The 19,076-nt window shown below is 69.6% G+C and carries 16 protein-coding genes; 3 read left to right on the top strand and 13 right to left on the bottom strand.

Annotated features, from left to right (window positions below; all coding sequences use genetic code 11):
• Nucleotides 1-88: 88 nt before the first annotated feature.
• The 11 genes from murG to DCE93_RS06335 form a co-directional block, all read right to left on the bottom strand.
• Nucleotides 89-1,189, bottom strand: a complete 1,101-nt coding sequence (gene murG / locus DCE93_RS06385; protein ID WP_108595145.1) for an undecaprenyldiphospho-muramoylpentapeptide beta-N-acetylglucosaminyltransferase — start codon at nt 1,187-1,189, stop codon at nt 89-91.
• Entirely contained in the window at nt 1,186-2,451 is a 1,266-nt protein-coding gene (ftsW, locus tag DCE93_RS06380) for a putative lipid II flippase FtsW (RefSeq protein WP_108595144.1), read from the bottom strand. The genes murG and ftsW overlap by 4 nt, the downstream gene beginning before the upstream one ends.
• Nucleotides 2,411-3,952 (bottom strand): UDP-N-acetylmuramoyl-L-alanine--D-glutamate ligase, encoded by a 1,542-nt coding sequence (gene murD, locus DCE93_RS06375; RefSeq protein WP_108595143.1) that lies wholly within the window; start codon nt 3,950-3,952, stop codon nt 2,411-2,413. Before murD ends, ftsW begins: the two co-directional genes overlap by 41 nt.
• On the bottom strand, nt 3,952-5,049 hold the full coding sequence (gene mraY, locus DCE93_RS06370) for a phospho-N-acetylmuramoyl-pentapeptide-transferase (RefSeq protein WP_108596631.1): 1,098 nt from the start codon (nt 5,047-5,049) through the stop codon (nt 3,952-3,954). The genes murD and mraY overlap by 1 nt, the downstream gene beginning before the upstream one ends.
• Nucleotides 5,046-6,458, bottom strand: coding sequence for a UDP-N-acetylmuramoyl-tripeptide--D-alanyl-D-alanine ligase (locus DCE93_RS06365; RefSeq protein WP_108595142.1), 1,413 nt, complete (start codon nt 6,456-6,458; stop codon nt 5,046-5,048). Before DCE93_RS06365 ends, mraY begins: the two co-directional genes overlap by 4 nt.
• A complete protein-coding gene (locus tag DCE93_RS06360) occupies nt 6,455-8,002 on the bottom strand; it encodes a Mur ligase family protein (RefSeq protein WP_108595141.1) in 1,548 nt (515 codons plus the stop codon). The genes DCE93_RS06365 and DCE93_RS06360 overlap by 4 nt, the downstream gene beginning before the upstream one ends.
• 13 nt (nt 8,003-8,015) lie before the next feature.
• Nucleotides 8,016-9,824, bottom strand: coding sequence for a peptidoglycan D,D-transpeptidase FtsI family protein (locus tag DCE93_RS06355; RefSeq protein WP_108595140.1), 1,809 nt, complete (start codon nt 9,822-9,824; stop codon nt 8,016-8,018).
• 29 nt (nt 9,825-9,853) lie between these two features.
• Nucleotides 9,854-10,432 (bottom strand): cell division protein FtsL, encoded by a 579-nt coding sequence (gene ftsL / locus DCE93_RS06350; RefSeq protein ID WP_108595139.1) that lies wholly within the window; start codon nt 10,430-10,432, stop codon nt 9,854-9,856.
• Nucleotides 10,429-11,382: a 16S rRNA (cytosine(1402)-N(4))-methyltransferase RsmH gene (gene rsmH, locus DCE93_RS06345; RefSeq protein WP_108595138.1), complete on the bottom strand. Its 954-nt coding sequence runs from the start codon at nt 11,380-11,382 to the stop codon at nt 10,429-10,431. Before rsmH ends, ftsL begins: the two co-directional genes overlap by 4 nt.
• Before the next feature lie 103 nt (nt 11,383-11,485).
• Nucleotides 11,486-11,917 carry a division/cell wall cluster transcriptional repressor MraZ gene (gene mraZ, locus DCE93_RS06340; RefSeq protein ID WP_108596630.1) on the bottom strand — a complete coding sequence of 144 codons (432 nt, stop codon included), beginning with the start codon at nt 11,915-11,917 and terminating at the stop codon, nt 11,486-11,488.
• Nucleotides 11,918-12,226: 309 nt separating this feature from the next.
• Complete coding sequence (locus DCE93_RS06335; RefSeq protein WP_108595137.1) at nt 12,227-12,616, bottom strand: DUF3040 domain-containing protein; 390 nt, start codon at nt 12,614-12,616, stop codon at nt 12,227-12,229.
• A gap of 74 nt (nt 12,617-12,690) precedes the next feature.
• Here DCE93_RS06335 and DCE93_RS06330 point away from each other — a divergent pair, with 74 nt between their 5' ends.
• Nucleotides 12,691-13,803 (top strand): polyprenyl synthetase family protein, encoded by a 1,113-nt coding sequence (locus DCE93_RS06330; protein ID WP_108595136.1) that lies wholly within the window; start codon nt 12,691-12,693, stop codon nt 13,801-13,803.
• Between the two features lie 76 nt (nt 13,804-13,879).
• Here the strand turns inward: DCE93_RS06330 and DCE93_RS06325 are convergent, their stop codons facing one another.
• Nucleotides 13,880-14,218: an Rv2175c family DNA-binding protein gene (locus tag DCE93_RS06325; RefSeq protein ID WP_338027622.1), complete on the bottom strand. Its 339-nt coding sequence runs from the start codon at nt 14,216-14,218 to the stop codon at nt 13,880-13,882.
• A 176-nt stretch (nt 14,219-14,394) separates the two neighbouring features.
• On the opposite strand from DCE93_RS06325, the gene DCE93_RS06320 reads away from it, so the two are divergent.
• Together DCE93_RS06320 and pknB are read left to right on the top strand one after the other, a co-directional pair.
• Nucleotides 14,395-15,513, top strand: coding sequence for a LysM peptidoglycan-binding domain-containing protein (locus DCE93_RS06320; protein ID WP_108595135.1), 1,119 nt, complete (start codon nt 14,395-14,397; stop codon nt 15,511-15,513).
• A gap of 92 nt (nt 15,514-15,605) precedes the next feature.
• A complete protein-coding gene (gene pknB / locus DCE93_RS06315; RefSeq protein WP_108595134.1) occupies nt 15,606-17,537 on the top strand; it encodes a Stk1 family PASTA domain-containing Ser/Thr kinase in 1,932 nt (643 codons plus the stop codon).
• An 88-nt stretch (nt 17,538-17,625) separates the two neighbouring features.
• On the opposite strand, the gene DCE93_RS06310 is transcribed toward pknB, so the two are convergent.
• Entirely contained in the window at nt 17,626-18,996 is a 1,371-nt protein-coding gene (locus DCE93_RS06310) for a class II 3-deoxy-7-phosphoheptulonate synthase (RefSeq protein WP_420836971.1), read from the bottom strand.
• Between the last annotated feature and the right edge of the window lie 80 nt (nt 18,997-19,076).

Here is a 19,076-nt window from a genome sequence, read left to right as displayed (position 1 = left end):
GTCGAGATGCGGGCGGTGGGCTGCTTCGGGTGCGCCGGCCGGCGCATGATCGGTGCGAGCGGATGCAGCGACATCCGCTCACTCCACGTTACGCGCCTTGCGGGCGGTTGCCTGCTGCCTCGCCGAGCGCCTCGTCGACGAGCGCGACCATGCGGTCGGTGCCGTCGCGGAAGCCGACGGATGCCGCTGCGGCAGCCATCGTGCGCAGGCGCCCGGTGTCGGCGAGCAGGGGCAGCACCTCGGTCGACACCCACTCGGGAACGAACTCGGCGTCGTCGACGAGCACGGCCCCGCCTGCGGCGACGACGCCGGCGGCATTGAAGCGCTGCTCGCCGTTGCCGACCGGATACGGCACGAAGACGGCCGGGATGCCGAGCGCCGCGAGCTCGCTCACGGTCGCCGCGCCGGCACGGGAGACGGCGGCGTCGGCGACCGCGAGCGCGAGGTCCATGCGGTCGGCGTACTCGACCACGCGGTAGCCGGCGATGCCGGGATCGACGATCTCGGACTTCGCACCGGTGACGTGGAGCACCTGCCATCCGGCACCCGTGATCGCGACGGCCGAATCGGCGATCGCGCGGTTGATGCGTCGCGCGCCGAGCGAACCGCCGGTGGCGAGGAGCACCGGCCTCGACGGGTCGAGGTCGAAGGTGGCTGCGGCCTCGCCGCGGAGCGCCTGCGGGTCGAGCGTCTCGATCTCGCGCCGGAGGGGCATGCCCACGAGTCGAGCGCCGCGCAGCGGGGTTCCCTCGAACGCGACGCCGACGGTCGCGGCGAACCGGGCTCCGAGCCGGTTGGCGAGGCCCGGGCGCGCGTTCGCCTCGTGGATCGCGACCGGGATCCCGGTGCGGCGAGCGGCGAGGTAGGCGGGAGTCGACACGTAGCCGCCGAAGCCCACGACGACGTCGACGCCGCGCTCGTCGAGGATGCGGCGGACCGCCTCGATCGAGGCGCGGAACCGAGCCGGGAACGCGAGGGCCGCGCGATTGGGTCGCCGTGGGAACGGAACCTTGGCGATCGTCAGCAGCTCGTAGCCGCGGGCGGGCACGAGCCGGGCCTCGAGGCCCTCGGCCGTGCCGAGCACGAGCACCGATGCATCCGGGTCGCGTTCGCGCAGGCGGTCGGCGACCGCGAGCAGGGGGTTCACATGGCCGGCCGTGCCGCCGCCGGCGAGCAGGTACGTGGTCATCGTGTCGTCCGCGGCGAGGCCGCTCGCCCGCCGCTCCCCGCCGAGCGCGCCGCGGCGCGCTCCGGCGCGTCGGGGTCGCGCGCCACCGAGAGCACGATGCCGATCGCGAAGAGCGTGGTGAGCAGGGCCGTGCCACCCGCGGAGACGAGGGGCAGCGGCACTCCGAGAATGGGGAAGACGCCGAGCACGACACCGATATTGACACATGCCTGCCCGATGACCCACACGAGCACGGCGGCTGACGCGGTGCGGGCGAACGGAGTGCGCGCGCCGCGCAGGATCCGGGTGAGTGCGACCGCGAGCACCACGAACATGACGATGACGACGATGGCGCCGATCAGCCCGAGTTCCTCGCCGATGATCGCGAAGATGAAGTCGTTGTCGGCGGCGGGCAGCCACGACCACTTGGCGGTCGAATTGCCGAGGCCCACGCCGAAGATGCCGCCGTTGGCGAGGGCGAACGAACCGTGCAGGATCTGCCAGCACTCGCTGATCGCGTCGCCGGTGCCGCCGTTCTCGCAGTTCGAGTCGAGGAACGAGGTGATGCGCCGCATGCGGTTCTCGCTCGAGACCGCGACGAGCACGAAGATGATGATGGCGGCGAAGATCGGCGGGAGGAGCAGCCGCAGGCGCACTCCGATGAGGAAGAGCGCGCCGAGCAGCATCGCTCCCATGATCATGACGGTACCGAGGTCGCCGCCGAGCAGCACGAGCCCGATCGCCCCGCCGCCGACGAGGATGATCGGGAGGATGCCGTGCACGAAGTCGCCGAGCAGGGCCTCCTTCTTCGTGACGATGAAGCCGAGCCACATGACGAGGGCGACCTTGATGAGCTCCGACGGCTGGAACTGGAGCGGGCCGAGCTGGATCCAGTTCGTGTTGCCGCCGACCTCGATGCCGAGCGGGGTCGCCACGACGAGGAGCTGCAACGCGCACGAGACGATGAGGGTCGGCCACGCAACTCGCATCCAGAACCGCTCGGGCAAGCGGCTCGCGATGAGCATGATCGGGATGCCGAAGACGGCGAAGAGGCCCTGGCGCAGCGCCTGGGCGAAGAAGCTCTCGTCTTCCAGATGCGATTGCACGACGGAAGCGGACAGCACCATGACGAGGCCGAAGACGACCAGGAAGAGCGTGGTGCCGAGCAGCAGGAAATAGTCGGCCGACTCGACGCGGAAGACGCGGCCGAGGCGGATGCGGGCGGCCGAGACGCCCGGCCGCTCAGGCTCCTGGGAGCGGTTCGCGCGGGGCGGAGTCGCCATCCGCCTCACCTCCCAGCATCGATCCGACCGCCTCGTGGAACCGCCGTCCGCGATCGCCGTAGTCGGCGAACTGGTCCATCGACGCCGCAGCGGGCGCGAGGAGCACGGTGTCGCCCTCTTCAGCGACCGCCGCGGCCAAGGCGACCGCGTCGGGCATCACGGCTTCAGTGTCATCCGTCACCACTTCGAACAGCGGCAGCTCTGGGGCGTGTCGGCGGAACGCCGCGACGAGCAGGGCACGATCGACGCCGATCACGATCGCGGCGCGCAGGCGACCGACGTGCGCGGCGACGAGCGAATCGGCGTCGACGCCCTTCAGCAGGCCGCCGACGATCCAGACCACCTTGCCGAACGCGCGCAGCGAAGCCTCGGCCGCGTGCGGGTTCGTCGCCTTCGAGTCGTCGACCCAGCGGATGCCGCGGGCGACGGCGACCGTCTCGATGCGGTGCGCGTCGAGACGGAAGTCGCCGAGGGCGTCGTGGATCACTCCGACCGGCACCCCGAACGAGCGGGCGAGCGCCGACGCCGCGAGGATGTTCGCCACGACGTGCGGGGCGGCGAGTCCGTGTGGATCGAGCTCATCGAGGGTGATGATCTCGAGCGCCGCCGAGCGACGATCGTCGAGGAACGCCCGATCGCAGAGGATGCCGTCGACGACGCCGAAATCGCTCGGCCCGGGCACGTCGAGCCCGAACCCGATCGCGCGGGCGCCCTCCTCGACCTCGGCCTCTTCGACCATGTGCCGGGTGGCCTCGTCGGCGCGGTTGTACACGCAGGCGACTCTCGTGTTCTCGTAGACGGTCGCCTTCGCGGCGCGGTACGCCTCGGGCGAGCCGTGCCAGTCGAGGTGGTCGTCGGCGATGTTCAGCACGACGCTCGACCACGGGTGCAGGGCACCCGGCCCGGTCTTCGGCAGGTGGTGCAGCTGATAGCTCGAGAGTTCGACGACGAGCACGTCGAAGCCGCCCGGGTCGCGCACCGCGTCGAGCACGGGCACCCCGATGTTGCCGCACGGCGCCGCGCGCAGCCCGTTGGCGGCCAGGAACGCGGCCGTCATCTGCACGGTCGTGGTCTTGCCGTTCGTGCCCGTCACGAGGATCCACTCGGCGGCGTTCACCTTGTCGCGCACGCGCCAGGCGAGCTCGATGTCGCCCCAGACGGCGACCGATCCGCTCTGCGCCCACGCGAGCACGGGATGGTCGGGGTGGAACCCGGGCGAGGCGACGATGACCTCGGGAGCGAACTCCACGATCTCGTCGGGCACGGTGTCGAGCGGATGCCGCACGAGCACAGCACCGATGACCTCGAGGATTCTCGCGCGGTCGACGTCGACGTCGGGTGCCACCACGAGCACCTCGGCACCGAGCTCGGCGAGGGTGTCGGCGACGGCGAAGCCCGTGACCCCGAGGCCGAGCACGACGACGCGGAGGCCCGACCAGTCGGCGTTCCAGCTGGTCAGCGAGTCGAGACGGTCGGACACGGGCGAAGCGGCATCCGTCATCAGCTCTGAAGCCACTCGAAGTAGAAGGCGCCGACGCCGGCCGCGACGAGGAGTCCGCCGATGATCCAGAAGCGCACGACGATCGTGACCTCGGCCCACCCCTTCAGCTCGAAGTGGTGGTGGATCGGACTCATCAGGAAGATGCGCTTGCCGTGCGTGAGCTTGAAGTACGCGCGCTGCACGATGACGGAACCCGTCTCGATCACGAAGAGTCCGCCGATGAGGATGAGGAGGAGCTCGGTGCGGCTCACGATCGCGAGTGCCGCGAGGGCGCCGCCGAGTGCGAGCGAACCCGTGTCGCCCATGTAGATCCTCGCCGGGTTCGTGTTCCACCAGAGGAAGCCGATGAGCCCGCCGACGATCGCCGTGGCCACGATCGCGATGTCGAGCGGATCACGCACGTCGTAGCAGCGGTACCGGTCGTCGGGATTCAAGCCGATCGAGGCGCACGACTGGTTGAACTGCCAGAAGCCGATGATGACGAACGAGCCGATCGCGAGGATCGAGGCGCCGCCCGCGAGGCCGTCGAGGCCGTCGGTGACGTTGACGCCGTTCGAGCTGCCGACCGCGAGCAGGCAGATCCAGATGACGTAGAGGATCACGCCGACGACGGTGCCGAACACCATGAAGTCGAGCGGTAGGTCGCGGATGAACGAAATCTTCGTGTCTGCCGGCGTGACGCCGCGATCGTTCGGGAACTGGATCGCGAGCAGGGCGAAGACGCCCGCGATGATGACCTGTCCGGCCACCTTCGCCCAGCCGCCGAGCCCGAGGCTCTGCTTCTTGCGGGTCTTCAGGAAATCGTCGACGAAGCCCACCACGCCGAGTCCCACCATCATGAGCAGCACGAGCAACCCCGAGGCCGTCGGGCGCTCGTCGCTCACGAGGAGCGTCGCCACGAAGTAGCCGAACAGGGTGCCGAGGATGAAGATGATGCCGCCCATGGTGGGCGTGCCGCGCTTGACGTGGTGGCTCTTCGGCCCGTCGTCGCGGATGAACTGGCCCCAGCCGAGCCGGGTGAACAGCCGGATGAACAAGGGGGTCAGAAACAGCGTGAAGGCGAGCGACAACGCCCCAGCGGTCAGCAGTGCTCTCACGAGAACCATTCTCCCAGTCGGTCGCCGAGGTGGCGGAGACCCGCCGAGTTCGACGATTTCACGAGTACCGTGTCGCCGGGGCGCACAGAGGACGTGACGAGGTCGAATGCCTCGTCGGAGGACTCGACGAAGGCGGATTCGCCGTCCCACGAGCCCTCGTTGATGGCCGTGATGTGCAGGCGACGCGCGCCCTGCCCGACGATGACGAGTTGCGAGATGCCGAGCCGCACGGCCAGGAGCCCGATGCGATCGTGCTCCTCGCCCGAGAACTCGCCGAGCTCGCTCATCTCGCCGAGCACGGCGATCGTGCGGGAGCCCGGATTCTTGACCTGCGCGAGCGTCTTCAGTGCGGCCGACATCGAGTCGGGGCTCGCGTTGTAGGCGTCGTTGATGATCGTCACGCCGTCTCGGCCGCCCATGACCTGCATGCGCCAGCGCTCGGCGAGGGTCACCTGCTCGAGTGCGTCGACGACCGCGGGCAGCGGCACGCCGAGCTCGAGGGATGCCGCGATCGCCGCGAGTGCATTCATGACGTGGTGCTCCCCCAGCACCGAGAAGCGCACTTGCGCGGACTCCCCGCCCCGGACCGCCACCGTGAATTCGGTGCCGCGGGCGTGGGCCTGGATGTCGGTGGCTCGCACGTCGGCGGACTCGCCGAATCCGAACCAGACGACGCGCGCCGCGGTGAGGCCCGCCATGGGCACCACCCGCGGGTCGTCGGCGTTCAGCACCGCGACATCCGTCTCGAGCAGCTCGGTGACCATCTCGGACTTCGCGCGCACCGTCTGTTCGATGCCGCCGAACTCGCCCGCGTGGGCGAGGCCGACCTTCAGCACGATGCCGACGTCGGGGCGGGCCATGCGCACGAGGCGGGCGATCTCGCCGATTCCCGAGGCGCCCATCTCGGCGACGAGGAACTCGGTCTCGTTCGTGAGCTCGAGCATCGTGATCGGTGCGCCGACCTCGTTGTTGAACGAGGCGCGCGCGGCGACGGTCGGTCCGACCCGCTCGAGCACCGTGCGCAGCAGGTTCTTCGTCGTGGTCTTGCCGTTGGAGCCGGTGACGCCGACGATGCGGAGGCGCCCGAGGGCTCGCACCCGGCGCACGACCTCGGTCGCGAACGCACCGAGGGCGTCGACCGAGTCGGCGACGACGATCTGCGGCACGGGCAGGTCGAGCGGGTGCTCCACGATGAGCAGCGCGGCTCCCTGCGCGGCGGCGGCCGGTGCGAAGCGGTGTCCGTCGTCGAACTCGCCGCGCTTGGCGACGAAGATCCCGCCTGCGCCGACCTCGCGCGAGTCGGTCGTGACGGAGCCGTCGACGATCGTGTCGGGGGTCGCCTGCGTGCCGTCGAGCCGGAGCCCGCCGCCGACGGCCGAGGTGATCTCGGCAAGGGTCAGCGCGATCATTCGAGCCACCCCGCATCTCGCAGGGCCTGCTTGGCGTCGTCTCGCGCCGAATACGGGATCTTCACACCCTTCACCTCGTGGTAGTCCTCGTGTCCGGGCCCGGCATAGAGGATCGCATCGCCTTCGCCGGCCAGGGCGAGCGCGGCGCGGAATGCCTCGCGCGGGTCGGCGATCTCGTGGATCTCGCGATCGGGCACTGCCGCCCTGGCACCCGCGATGAGTGCGCTGCGAATCGCCGCAGGGTCTTCGAACCGCGGGTGGAAGTCGGTCACGACGACGACGTCTGCGCCGCGGGCGGCGATCGCCCCCATCTCGGCGCGCTTCGTGGTGTCGCGGTCGCCGTCGGCGCCGAAGACCATCACGATGCGACCGTCGGTGCTGCGCCGGATCGCGCCGAGCGTCTGCAGGAACGCATCGGGGCTGTGGCCGTAGTCGATGTAGACGACGGGGCCGCGGTCGCCGGAGATGCGCTCGGCACGACCGGGAATGTAGGCGTCGACGCCGCCATCGCGTTCGAGCGTCGTGGCGATGAGGTCGAGGTCGTACCCGGCCTCGGCGAGCATGACGATCGCGAGGGCGGCGTTGGCCGCCATGTACCAGCCGAGCAGCGGCACCTGCGTCTCGAGCCGTCGACCGCCGGGGCCCTCGAGCAGGAACGAGGTGTGGTCGGCGGACTCGTCGAGCACGGTGACGCGCCAGTCGGCCTCGACGTCGTCGACCGTCGTGAGCGTGGTCACGGGGATGCCCGACTCGGCGACGAGGCGACGACCCCATTCGGAGTCGACCGTGACGACGCCGCGGCGGGATCGTTCGGGCTGGAAGAGTTCGCGCTTCGCCTCGAAGTACTCGTCCATCGAGGAGTAGTCGTCGAGGTGGTCGTGGGTGAGGTTCGTGAACCCGACGACGTCGAACACGAGACCGTCGACGCGGTGTCGCGACAGGGCCTGCGCTGAGACCTCGACGCCCACGGCACGCACGTCGACCTCGCGCATGCGGGCGAGCAGCGCGTGCAGTTCGCTCGCCTCGGGCGTCGTGAGCGAACTCGTGACCGCCTCGTCGCCGATGCGTCGCTCCGCCGTCGAGGTGAGTCCGGCCGTGACACCGAGCTGACGGAGCATGCCGTAGAGCAGGTAGACCACGCTCGTCTTGCCATTGGTGCCGGTGACCGCGAAGAGCGTGGCGGGGTTCTCGGCGCTGCGGTGGATCCAGGCGGCGACCTGGCCGAGGGCGGCGCGCACGTCGGCGGTCACGAGGATCGGCAGACCGGCCTCGGCGGCCAGTTCGGCGCCGTCGGCATCGGTGAGCACTGCAACGGCGCCGGCTTCTCGCGCAGCGGCTGCGAAGGAAGCACCGTGCGCGTTGCGCCCGGGCACGCCGACGTAGAGGTCGCCGGGCTGGACGGCCTTCGACGACAGGCCGACGCCCGTCACCTCGATGCCGTCGATCTCGCCGAGCACGGCGAACCCGAATGCTTCGGCGAGGCCGGGAAGCGATCGAGGACTCGGGTGCTTCGGCCGGAGAGCCGTGAGAGGCGATCCGGTCACGAACCCAACTTTCTCACCAGGTAGCTGGCAGCTCGGGCGCCGGGGCGCCGGATGGAACGGTCCGGTATTTCTTCAGCACCTGGCTCATCACCTCTTGGAAGACGGGAGCGGATGCGGCGGACGAATTCATCTTAACGGGATTCATGATGCTCACCGAAACGACGAACTGGGGGTCGTCGGCCGGAGCGAACCCGGAGACGGAGACGAGGTAGCCCTTCAGGTAGCCGCCTTCACCGTCGGGCACCTGGGCGGTGCCGGTCTTCGCGGCGACGCGGTAGCCCGGAATCTTCCACTGGTCGGAGAGCCAGGCGTCCTGGTAGACGCGCTCGAGCATCTGGCTGGTCTGCGCCGCCGCTTCAGGGGAGACCACCTGCGTTCCGGTCGAGGGGGCCGTCGTCGCCGTGCCGTCGTCGCTCGCGCAGCCGTCGACGAGGGTGACGGGCATCCGCACCCCGGCGTTCGCGATGGTCTGGTACGCGCTCGCGATCTGCACGGCGGTCGTGGTCAGGCCCTGGCCGAACATCGTGGCGTACTTGGTCTGGTTGTCCCAGTCCACGTCGGGGTCGCCGTGCAGGTCGCCCGGCTCCTCGGCGGGGAACCCGACCTCGGTCTTCTCGCCGAGACCGAACTTGCGCATGTCGTCGTACCGCTCGCGGTCGGTGAGCCGCTCGCCGAACAGCGACATTCCGGTGTTCGACGACTCGATGAGCACGCCGGTGAGGGTCAGGTTCAAGGGATCGTGCCCTGCGCTGTCGTTGATGTTCGCACCATTGGGGAAGATGATGCGGTACGGCGCGACGACCTGGCTGAGCGGATCGGCCTTGCCTGCGTTGAGCACGGATGCCGCGGTGAGCGCCTTGAAGGTCGATCCCGGTTCGAACGGAGCCGTGAACGAACGAGATCCGCGGTCGTCCTCATCGGTCGCACCCGGGTCGTTCGGGTCGACCGTCGGCACGTCGGCCACCGCGAGGAGCCGCCCGGTCTTGGCCTCCATGACGGTCACGGTCGCCCAGTCGGCACCGGTCTCCTCGGCCCGGTCGAGGGCGATGCGCTGCACGGCCCACTGCAGGTCGGTGTCGATCGTGAGCTTCAGCGTGCCACCGTTGTGTGCCTCTTTGTGCACGATCTCCGTGCCCGGGATCTTCACCCAGTCCTGCAGGCTGTGCAGCCAGCTGGCCTCGCCGTCCTCACTCGCGAGGCACTCGTCCTCCGACAGCTCGACGCCGGCGAGGGGGTCGCCATCACTGCCGACCCAGCCGAGGAGGTTGCCCGCGACCGCACCGTTCGGATAGCGCCGACTCGGGTGCTGATACGGCTCCACCCACGGGATGTCGAGCGCCTTCACCTTCTCGTACGTCTCGGTGTCGACGAGCTTCGCGACGTAGGCGAAATCCGAGTCGGGGTTCTCGGCGAGGGCGGCGCTGATGATTCCCTGCACCTGGTCGCCGGTGAGGCCGACGACGGCGCCGAGCTCGGCGGCGACCTGCTCGAGCGGGACGTCGACGCGCTTCGTCTTCTCGGAGTCGGCCGGGTCGGGCTCGTCCCGCGCGACCGGGCCCTTCACCGCCTGCTTGGGCGAGAGGGCGATGTCGTATCGCATGACGCTGTCGGCAAGCACCTTGCCGTTCGCATCGACGATGTCGCCGCGAGCGCCGTACACCGTGACCGGCTCGGAACGCGCCTCTTGCGCCTGTTCGTTCAGCTCTGCAGCGCGCACCACCTGGATGTCGACGAGCCGCACGACGAAGACGCCGACCAACGCCACGAGCACGGCGGCGGAGAGCAGGATCCGCCGCATCGGGTGGCGGCTGGTGCGGTTCATCCGGTCGGTCCTCGCCTTCGGTCGTGCGGTCAGTGCGTGGCGGGTGTCGGCAGCCCGCCGTCGAGCGGCGCTGCGGGCGCCTCCACCGCCGCACCTCCGGCCTGGCCGGGTGCTCCCTCGATCGGAGTCTCCCCCGCTTGCCGCCCGGCATCGGGCGGCACGCCGTCGATCAGCACATTCGGGACGAGCGGCTCGGATGCCCCGGGGCCGCCCTCTGCAGCGGTCGGCTGGCCGAGCACGGCGCCGTCGGAGAGCCGGAGGTAGACGGGATTCGCATTCGGCACCATGCCGAGCCCCTGGGCGTTCATGGCCAGGAACTGGGGTGACTCCACGCGATCGAGGTCTTCGGCGAGTTTCTGCTCTTCACGGGTCAACGCGGACTGCTTCATCTGGAGTCCGTCGATCTCGTACGCGCCCTGGGTGACCGCGATCGAGAGCAGCAGTTGCGCGACGATGATGACCGCGACCCCGCCGAGCGCGATGACCGCGTAGGCGAGCTTCGGTTTCGCGCGCCCTGCGTGTTCCGGCGCGGGCCGCAGGCGCCGCGGCGCGCGCTCGGGGCCGACCCGGCGCGGGGCGGGAAGGGACTGGGCGGGCAGAGCGCTCATGACGGCTTCCTCACTCGTTCGGCGGCGCGCAGTCGCACCGGTTTCGCACGCGGGTTCTCCGCTTGCTCGGCTTCGCTCGCGAGCTCTGCGCCTCGAACGAGGAGCTTGAACTGCGGGCGGTGTTCGGGCAGCTCCATCGGCAGCCCGGCGGGGGCAGTGGAGCTCGATGCCGCGCTGAGCGCGCGCTTGACGATGCGGTCCTCGAGCGACTGGTAGGCCAGCACCACGATGCGGCCTCCGACGGCGATCGTTTCGAGCGCGGCCGGCATCGCTCGCTCGAGCACCGAGAGCTCTTCGTTGACCTCGATGCGAAGCGCTTGGAACACGCGCTTGGCCGGATGTCCCTGACGCTGCACCGCGACCGGAGTCGCGGCCTGGATGACGGCGACGAGCTCGGCCGAACGTGTGATCGGGGCATCCGCTCTCGCCCGCACGATCGCCCGCGCATAGCGCGCCGCGAGCTTCTCCTCGCCGTAGTCGAGGAAGATCCGGCGCAGCTCCTCCTCGCTCTCCTCGGCGATGACCTCCGCCGCGGTGCGTCCACTCGTGAAGTCCATGCGCATGTCGAGCGGAGCGTCTTTGGAGTAGGCGAAGCCGCGCTCGGCTCGGTCGAGCTGGAGGGAGGAGACGCCGAGGTCGAAGAGCACGCCCTGCACCTCTCGGAACCCCTCGGAACGCACGGCGCGCTCGATGCCGTCGTAGACCGTGTGCACGAATCGCGCGCGGTCGCCGAACTTCGCGAGTCGTTCGCGTGCGATGCCGAGTGCGTCGGTGTCGCGATCGAGCCCGATCACCGTGAGGTTCTGGAACCGCTCGAGGAAGGCCGCGGTGTGGCCGCCCATGCCGAGCGTGGCATCGACGAGCACGGCGCCGTCGCCTGCGATGGCCGGCGACAGGAGTTCGAGCGTGCGCTCGAGCATGACCGGGGTGTGAATGCGTTCGATGTCCATGATTCCGCCTTGCCTTCCGGGCCTCGGGTTCCGATCCCCAACCGTTCGTCCTGATGCGGGGAAGTGCACCAGGCGCGGCCGGCTGGGAGTCGGAGCCAGAGGATCAGAAGAGCCCGGGGATCACCTCCTCCGCCGTATCCGCGAAGGCCGCCTCTTGCTCGGCGAGGTAGGTCTGCCACGCCGTCGCGTCCCAGATCTCCACCCGGCTGCCCGTGCCGATGACCGTGAGGTCGCGGTCGAGGCCGGCGTACGCGCGAAGCGTGGCGGGGATGGTGACGCGATGCTGCTTGTCGGGGGTCTCCGCGGAAGCCCCCGAGAGGAAGACGCGCATGTAGTCGCGCGCCTGCTTGCTCGTTACCGGGGCTTGGCGGATCTTGTCGCTCATGCTCTCGAACTCCCGCGCGCTGAACACGTAGATGCAGTGCTCTTGCCCGCGCGTGAGCACGAGGCCGCTCGACAGCTCCTCCCGGAACTTCGCCGGAAGAATGACGCGGCCTTTCTCATCGAGCTTTGGTTCATAGCTACCGAGGAACACCACATCACCCCCTTTCCTCCGGCCAGAATCCAGGTAACCCCACTTTACTCCACTCTCATCCACGGATCAACGACATTCGCTCGTTTTCGCGTGTCGTCGGCTGTGAGTTGCCCGTCAACACTGGGATTGACGTGGTGGAGTGGAGTGGAGGGAAATGAACGCGTCAACGCCATCGATGGGCGCGATCGCTCGCAATCGCCGGCGGATGCCCCGCTGCGGGGTGCTCCACCAGGCGCCTACAACGCCGGGCGCACAAAAAAACGGGCCGATCCGAAGATCGACCCGTTCAGGTGGTGCGAAGTGGAGGGATCAGTCGCGGCCGTCTTGGCGACGGTCCCAGCGATCGTTCATGCGGTCCATGAAGCCGCCACCGGTCGTGCGACGACCACGTTGCGGGGTCGCGGCGGGCTCGGCAGGGGCCGGAGCGGCTGCGCCGCGCTCTGACGGAGTGATCGCCACGAGCACGCCGGCGAACATGAGCGCGAAGCCGATGACGCCGATGACGAGGAGCTGCGATGCGACGCCGGCGATCAACGCGCCGGCACCGGCGACGGCCAGCAGCACGCCAAGCACGATGGATCGATAGTTCGGTCGGCGACCTCGAACACCGCCGACTGCGTGAACGAAGTCGGCATCATTGCGATAGAGGTTCCGCTCCATCTCCTCGAGAAGACGTTGCTCCTGCTCCGAAAGCGGCATCTCATTCCCCTCAGCCTCGGGATCGACGCATCTGAGTCCATTCTAGCCCCGCCTCGCCTCGCTAGGCTAGACGAGTGGCTCACGGTTCCCGACTGGTCGATTTAGTGCACGAACGCATCGAGGGTTTCCTCGCCGAACGCACCTCCATTCTCCGCGAGATCAGCCCCGACCTCGAACCCCTCGACGCGTTCTCAAGGCGCTTTCTCAGCGGAGGCAAACGGTTCCGGGCGCTGTTCTGCTACTGGGGCTGGGAGGCCGTCGGGGCGCGCGGCTTCGACCCGTTCGCCCCCGACGGCGGGCGCGATCGATTCCCGATCGTCTCCGCGGCATCCGCCCTCGAGCTCTTCCACGCCGCGGCGCTGCTGCACGACGACATCATCGACAACTCCGATACCCGGCGCGGCGCACCGTCGGCGCACCGCCTCTTCGAGCAGCTGCACACCGAATCGGGATGGGCCGGCGACGGCTCCGAGTTCGGCCGGGCCGCGGCGATCCTGCTCGGCGACCTCCTGCTCGGCTGGAGCGACGAACTCCTCGACGAAGGCCTCGCGGCCCTGCCCGACCGCGACGCTGCTCGTGCCGCGCGAGCCGAGTTCATGCGGATGAGAACCGAGGTGACCGCCGGCCAGTACCTCGACATCCTCGAAGAGCGCGCGTGGCTCAGCCAGCCCGAGTCAGAGCAGCGCCTGCGCGCCGAGCGGGTCATCGTCTTCAAGGCGGCCAAGTACAGCGTCGAGGCGCCGCTCGTGATCGGCGGCGCGATCGCCGGGGCGACGACCGCGCAGTTCGATGCCCTCCGCGCCTTCGGGCTGCCGCTCGGCATCGCCTACCAGCTGCGCGACGACCTGCTCGGCGTGTTCGGCGACCCGGAGGTCACCGGCAAACCGAGCGGCGACGACCTGCGCGAGGGCAAGCGGACCATGCTCATCGCGATCGCCCGCGAGAGGCTCTCGCCCGGGCAACGGCGCCTGCTCGACGAGCTCCTGGGCGACCCCGAGCTCGAACCCGAACAGGTGCGGATGCTCCAGCGCACGATTCGCGAATGCGGCGCCGTCGACGAGGTCGAGGCGCTCATCGCCTCGAATGTCGCAACGGCGATGTCCGCGCTCGACGACGCACCGCTCAGCCGCGACGCCCGCGCTGAACTCGGTTCGCTCGCCAAGGCGGTCACCCGCCGCACGAGCTGATCACGGCCCGGTCCCGCGACGACGGCTCACCGCCGCACCGCGAGGCCCTGGCCGACCCGGGTAACTCGGGGTCGGCTCAGGCGAGGGCCTGCGCCACGCGGCGCACCTCGGCCTTGCGGCCCGCAAGGAGTGCCGCGATCGGGGTGGTGCCGAGACTGTCGTCGACGGCGAGCATCCACTCGAGCGCCTCGGTATCGGTGAAGCCGGCATCGGCGAGCACGTTGGCGGTGCCGTGGAGTTCGGGCAGCGGCGCTCCATCACGAAGGAACGTCGAGGGCACCTTCAACACGCCATCGACACGCGCGGCGAGCAAGTGCTTGTCGTCGATGAGTCGACGGATGCGGCTGGGACTCTGCCCGAGCATCTCGACGAGGTCGGGAACGGTCAGCCAGTCGGGCTCGGCAGCATCGGTCACGAGATCAAGACTGCCATGAGGGGGCCGCCTTTCGGAACCGGGCCACGGCCGATGCGGCCCTGAGCAGCAGTTCGGAACGGCTTCGACGGACTCGCGCCGAGGTGTTTGACTCCACCATCGCCCTCTGCGACGGTTGCCGTGGGGGCCGGGAGAGCCATGCCGGCGAAGGGGGAACGATGTCGTACGGAGCCGAGACCGAGGGTGATCCGGCCGAGCGTTCGCGGCGGGGCCGCCGCCACGCGCCGACGAGGCGACGCGGCATCCGTCGGCTGATCACGCTGCCACTCGCCGTCGTCTCGACGATCGCGATCACCCTCGGGATCGCACAACCCGCCGAAGCCGTGCAGCCGGCCGCGAAACGGATCCCCAAGGCGAAGGCCTCGAACGACCGCGCGACCCGCACGCCCCCGGCATCGACGGCGGTGCACGCCGGTTCGGTGCCCGCCGAAGTGACCGTCGGCGACGGCGACACCGTCAGCGGCATCGCGGAACGCTATGGTGTGCCCACCGCCGACATCCTGGCGCTCAACGGCCTGAGCTGGTCGAGCCTGATCTTCCCCGGCCAGCGTCTCGCGCTGCCCGGCGGCGGTTCCTCCGCACCGGCACCCGTGACGGCCCCGGTCGCTGCCGAGCTCTCACGCCACACGGTCGTCAGCGGCGACACGATGAGCGGCATCGCCGCCGCCTACGGGATATCGCTCGACCAGATGCTGAGCGCCAACGGCCTCAGTCGTCAGAGCCTCATCTTCCCGGGGCAGTCGATCGTGCTGCCGCCCGCCGGCGCAACGGACGCCGTGGCCGCACCCGCGCCTCCGCCCGAACCGACTGCCGCGCCGGCTCCCCCTGCGCAGATCGAGCCCGTCGTGGCCGTCGCCTCGGTCAGCGTCGCCCTCACCGAGGAGATGCGCGGCAACGCCCGGATCATCATCGACGTCGGGCGCGCGCTCGGCGTGTCCGACCACGGCATCGTCGTCGCGCTCGCGGCCGCGGCGCAGGAGTCGGGCCTCAGGAACGTGAGCCACGGCGACCGCGACTCCCTCGGGCTGTTCCAGCAGCGGCCGAGTCAGGGCTGGGGCACGGTCGACGAGGTCCTCGACCCCGTGCGCGCGGCGAGCGCCTTCTACGGCGGCGCCGCGAACCCCAACCCCGGGCGAACCCGGGGCCTGCTCGACATCGCGGGCTGGGAATCGTTGACCGTGACGCAAGCCGCGCAGGGCGTTCAGCTGAGCGCCTACCCCGACCACTACGCGAAGTGGGAGGCGTCGGCGCGCGCCTGGCTCTCCGAGCTCGGCTGACACTCGCGCCCGTGCATCACGATGGCATTGCGATCGGCGCGCCGTCGGCGTTTGCGCCGGTTCAGGCATATACCTCTTCGTAGAATCGTGGGGTGACCACCGCGCCCGTCGATCCCATGATCGGCCGTCTCATCGACGGCCGCTATCAGGTGCGCTCCCGGATCGCCCGCGGCGGCATGGCCACGGTGTACCTCGCGACCGACCTGCGGCTCGAGCGACGGGTCGCGATCAAGATCATGCACGGCCACTTGGCCGACGACAACACATTCAAGACCCGGTTCGTGCAAGAGGCACGCTCGGCGGCGCGACTCGCGCACCCGAACGTCGTGAACGTCTTCGATCAGGGCCAAGACGCCGACATGGCCTATCTCGTCATGGAGTACCTGCCCGGCATCACGCTCCGCGACCTGCTGAAGGACTATAAGAAGCTCACCCCCGAGCAGACCGTCGACATCATGGACGCCGTGCTCGCCGGGCTCGCCGCCGCGCACAAGGCGGGCATCGTGCACCGCGATCTGAAGCCCGAGAACGTGCTGCTCGCCGATGACGGCCGCATCAAGCTCGGCGACTTCGGCCTCGCCCGCGCCGCCAGCGCGAACACGGCGACCGGGCAGGCGCTGCTCGGCACGATCGCCTACCTCTCCCCCGAGCTCGTCACCCGCGGTGTCGCCGATGCACGCAGCGACATCTATGCCGTCGGCATCATGATGTACGAGATGCTGACCGGCGAGCAGCCCTACGTCGGCGAGGCGCCCATGGCGATCGCCTACCAGCACGCGAACGACCAGGTGCCGACGCCGAGTTCGAAGAACCCCGGCGTTCCCGTCGAACTCGACGAGCTCGTGCTCTGGGCCACCGCACGCGACCCCGAAGAACGCCCCAACGACGCCCGCGAGATGCTCGAGCGACTGCGCGAGGTCGAGCCGTCGATCCGCTCCTCGCAGCAACCGGCCGTGACCCAGGCGACGATGGTTCTGACGAATGCCGCGTCGACTGACGCCGCGACCGCAGAGACCCGCGTGCTCGGTGCGGGGGCGCTCCCGCCGGCCGTCGCATCGACGGCCACTCTCGAGTCGTCCGAAGGAGAAGGCACCGCAGCGCTCTCGAAGAGCGCCGACCGGCGCAAGCGGCGCGGCTACTGGATCATCGCCCTCGTGCTGCTCCTGACCGGCCTCGCCGCCGGAACCGGCTGGTACTTCGGTGCCGGGCCCGGCGCCCTCGCCCAGATTCCCGAGACGGCGACGCTGGCGCCCGAGCCTGCGACGCTCGTGCTCGAAGAGGCGGGGTTCGCCGTCGAGCTCGGTGAACGCAACGACCCGGTGGTGCCGGCCGGTCAGGTGTCGGGCACCGACCCCGAGGCCGGCGAGCAGGCGCGCCGCGGCTCGACCGTGACGCTCTTCGTCTCGAAGGGTCCGAGCATCCTGGCGGTGCCGGAGGTTCGCGGATCGCCGTCGGCAGAGGCCCGCGCGGCGCTGAAGGACTTCACGGTCGTCGAACCCGATGTGCTGCAGTTCTCGAACGACGTCGCCGCCGATCTCGTCATCGACGTGCTCGACGCCGACGGCAACTCCGTCGGGTCGGAGTACGCCGAACTCGGCAAGCTCACGCTCGTGGTCTCGGCAGGCCCTGTGCCAGACGTCGTCGGCATGGCCGGCGCCGACGCAGAGGCCGCGCTCGCCAATGCCAAACTCGAGTTCGCCTATCTCGAGCCGGTCTTCGACAACTCCGGTGAGATCGCCGACGGCCACGTCTTCGCCGCCGAGCCGACGACCGAGGTCGTTCGCCCGGGCGACACCATCAATCTCACCCTCTCGAAGGGGCAAGACCTCGTCGCGGTGCCGAACGTCGTGGGCAAGACGATGGCCGAGGCCATCGCCCTGCTCGAGGCGGCGGGCCTGAAGGCGAGTTACGAACTGCCCGACCTCTTCCTGCCGATCGCCACCGTGAAGTCGCAAGACCCGGCAGGCGACAGCCAAGCGGTGCGCGACAGCACGGTTCGTCTCGTGGGCTCGCTCACGCTCTGACGTACGACCGGAGTACTCACGTACACGGGGCACCGCGATCGAGCGCGCGGCACGGAGCATCCGTCACCGGATGCCCCGCGCCGGCCGATCAGCGAGCGGCGAGCTCCTCGGCGACGAGGAACGCGAGCTCGAGGGACTGCATGTGGTTCAGACGGGGGTCGCAGAGCGACTCGTAGCGCGTCGCCAGCGTCTCTTCGTCGATGTGCTCGGAACCGCCGAGGCACTCGGTGACATCGTCGCCGGTCAACTCGACGTGGATGCCGCCCGGGTGCGTGCCCGCATCGCGGTGCGCCTCGAAGAAGCCCTTGACCTCGTCGACGACGTCGTCGAAACGACGGGTCTTGTAGCCGTTGGGCGTCGTGATGCCGTTGCCGTGCATGGGGTCGGTGACCCACAGCGGATTGGCGTCGCTCGCCTTGATGGCCTCGAGCAGCGGCGGCAGCGCCTCGCGGATCTTGCCGGCACCCATGCGGGTGATGAACGTGAGACGCCCCGGCTCGCGCAGCGGGTCGAGCTTCTCGACGAGCTCGAGCATGGTCTCGGGCGTCGTCGTGGGGCCGAGCTTGACGCCGATCGGGTTGCGCACCCGCGACAGGAAGTCGACGTGCGCGCCGTCGAGTTCTCGCGTGCGCTCACCGATCCAGATGAAGTGGCTCGACGTGTCGTAGGGGGTGCCCGTACGCGAGTCGATGCGGGTCATGGGTCGCTCGTAGTCCATGAGCAGGCCTTCGTGACCGGTGTAGAACTCGGTGTGCTTGATCGACTCGAAGTCGGCGCCGCACGCCTCCATGAACTTGATCGCGCGGTCGATCTCTCGCGCCATCGTCTCGTAGCGGGCGTTGGCGGGGTTCGATGCGAAGCCCTGGTTCCACGAGTGCACCTGGCGCAGGTCGGCGAAGCCTCCCTGCGTGAACGCACGGATGAGGTTCAACGTCGAGGCGGCCGTGTGGTAACCCTTGATGAGCCGTGCGGGGTCGGCGGCGCGGGACTCGGGGGTGAAGTCGTAGCCGTTCACGATGTCGCCGCGGTAAGCGGGCAGGGTGACGTCGCCGCGGGTCTCGGTGTCGCTCGAGCGGGGCTTGGCGAACTGGCCCGCCATGCGGCCCATCTTCACGACCGGCATCGACGCGCCGTAGGTGAGCACGACCGCCATCTGCAGCACGGTCTTGACCCGGTTGCGGATCTGGTCGGCCGTGGCGCCCGCGAAGGTCTCGGCGCAGTCGCCGCCCTGGAGCAGGAACGCCTCGCCGCGGGAAGCCGCAGCCAGACGGTCGCGCAGCGTGTCGACCTCGCCCGCGAAGACGAGCGGCGGCAGCGTCGCCAGCTCGGCGGACGCCGCGTGCGCCGATTCGGGGTCGGGCCACGCCGGCTGCTGCTTGATGGGGAGGGTGCGCCAATAGTCGAGGCCGGCAATCACGGAGGGATCTGCATTCACGACCGGCTCGACGAGCTGTACCACGGGAAGTCCTGGGGGTTTCGGGGCGCACGATCACGCCGGAAAATCGAACGGCGACGCACGTCGCGCCGCCGCAGAACGAG

Origin of the sequence: Agromyces badenianii, from assembly GCF_003070885.1 — a bacterium.
Classification (GTDB): domain Bacteria; phylum Actinomycetota; class Actinomycetes; order Actinomycetales; family Microbacteriaceae; genus Agromyces; species Agromyces badenianii.
Note: the sequence above shows the minus strand (reverse complement) of the source record. Positions and strands in the feature narration are given on the sequence as shown.

Coding starts and splice junctions, on each gene's coding strand:
- murG (WP_108595145.1), bottom strand. CDS start 1,189: ATGACCACGTACCTGCTCGCCGGCGGCGGCACGGCCGGCCATGTGAAC.
- ftsW (WP_108595144.1), bottom strand. CDS start 2,451: ATGGCGACTCCGCCCCGCGCGAACCGCTCCCAGGAGCCTGAGCGGCCG.
- DCE93_RS06355 (WP_108595140.1), bottom strand. CDS start 9,824: ATGAACCGCACCAGCCGCCACCCGATGCGGCGGATCCTGCTCTCCGCC.
- murD (WP_108595143.1), bottom strand. CDS start 3,952: ATGACGGATGCCGCTTCGCCCGTGTCCGACCGTCTCGACTCGCTGACC.
- DCE93_RS06365 (WP_108595142.1), bottom strand. CDS start 6,458: ATGATCGCGCTGACCCTTGCCGAGATCACCTCGGCCGTCGGCGGCGGG.
- ftsL (WP_108595139.1), bottom strand. CDS start 10,432: ATGAGCGCTCTGCCCGCCCAGTCCCTTCCCGCCCCGCGCCGGGTCGGC.
- rsmH (WP_108595138.1), bottom strand. CDS start 11,382: ATGGACATCGAACGCATTCACACCCCGGTCATGCTCGAGCGCACGCTC.
- DCE93_RS06320 (WP_108595135.1), top strand. CDS start 14,395: ATGTCGTACGGAGCCGAGACCGAGGGTGATCCGGCCGAGCGTTCGCGG.
- DCE93_RS06335 (WP_108595137.1), bottom strand. CDS start 12,616: ATGCCGCTTTCGGAGCAGGAGCAACGTCTTCTCGAGGAGATGGAGCGG.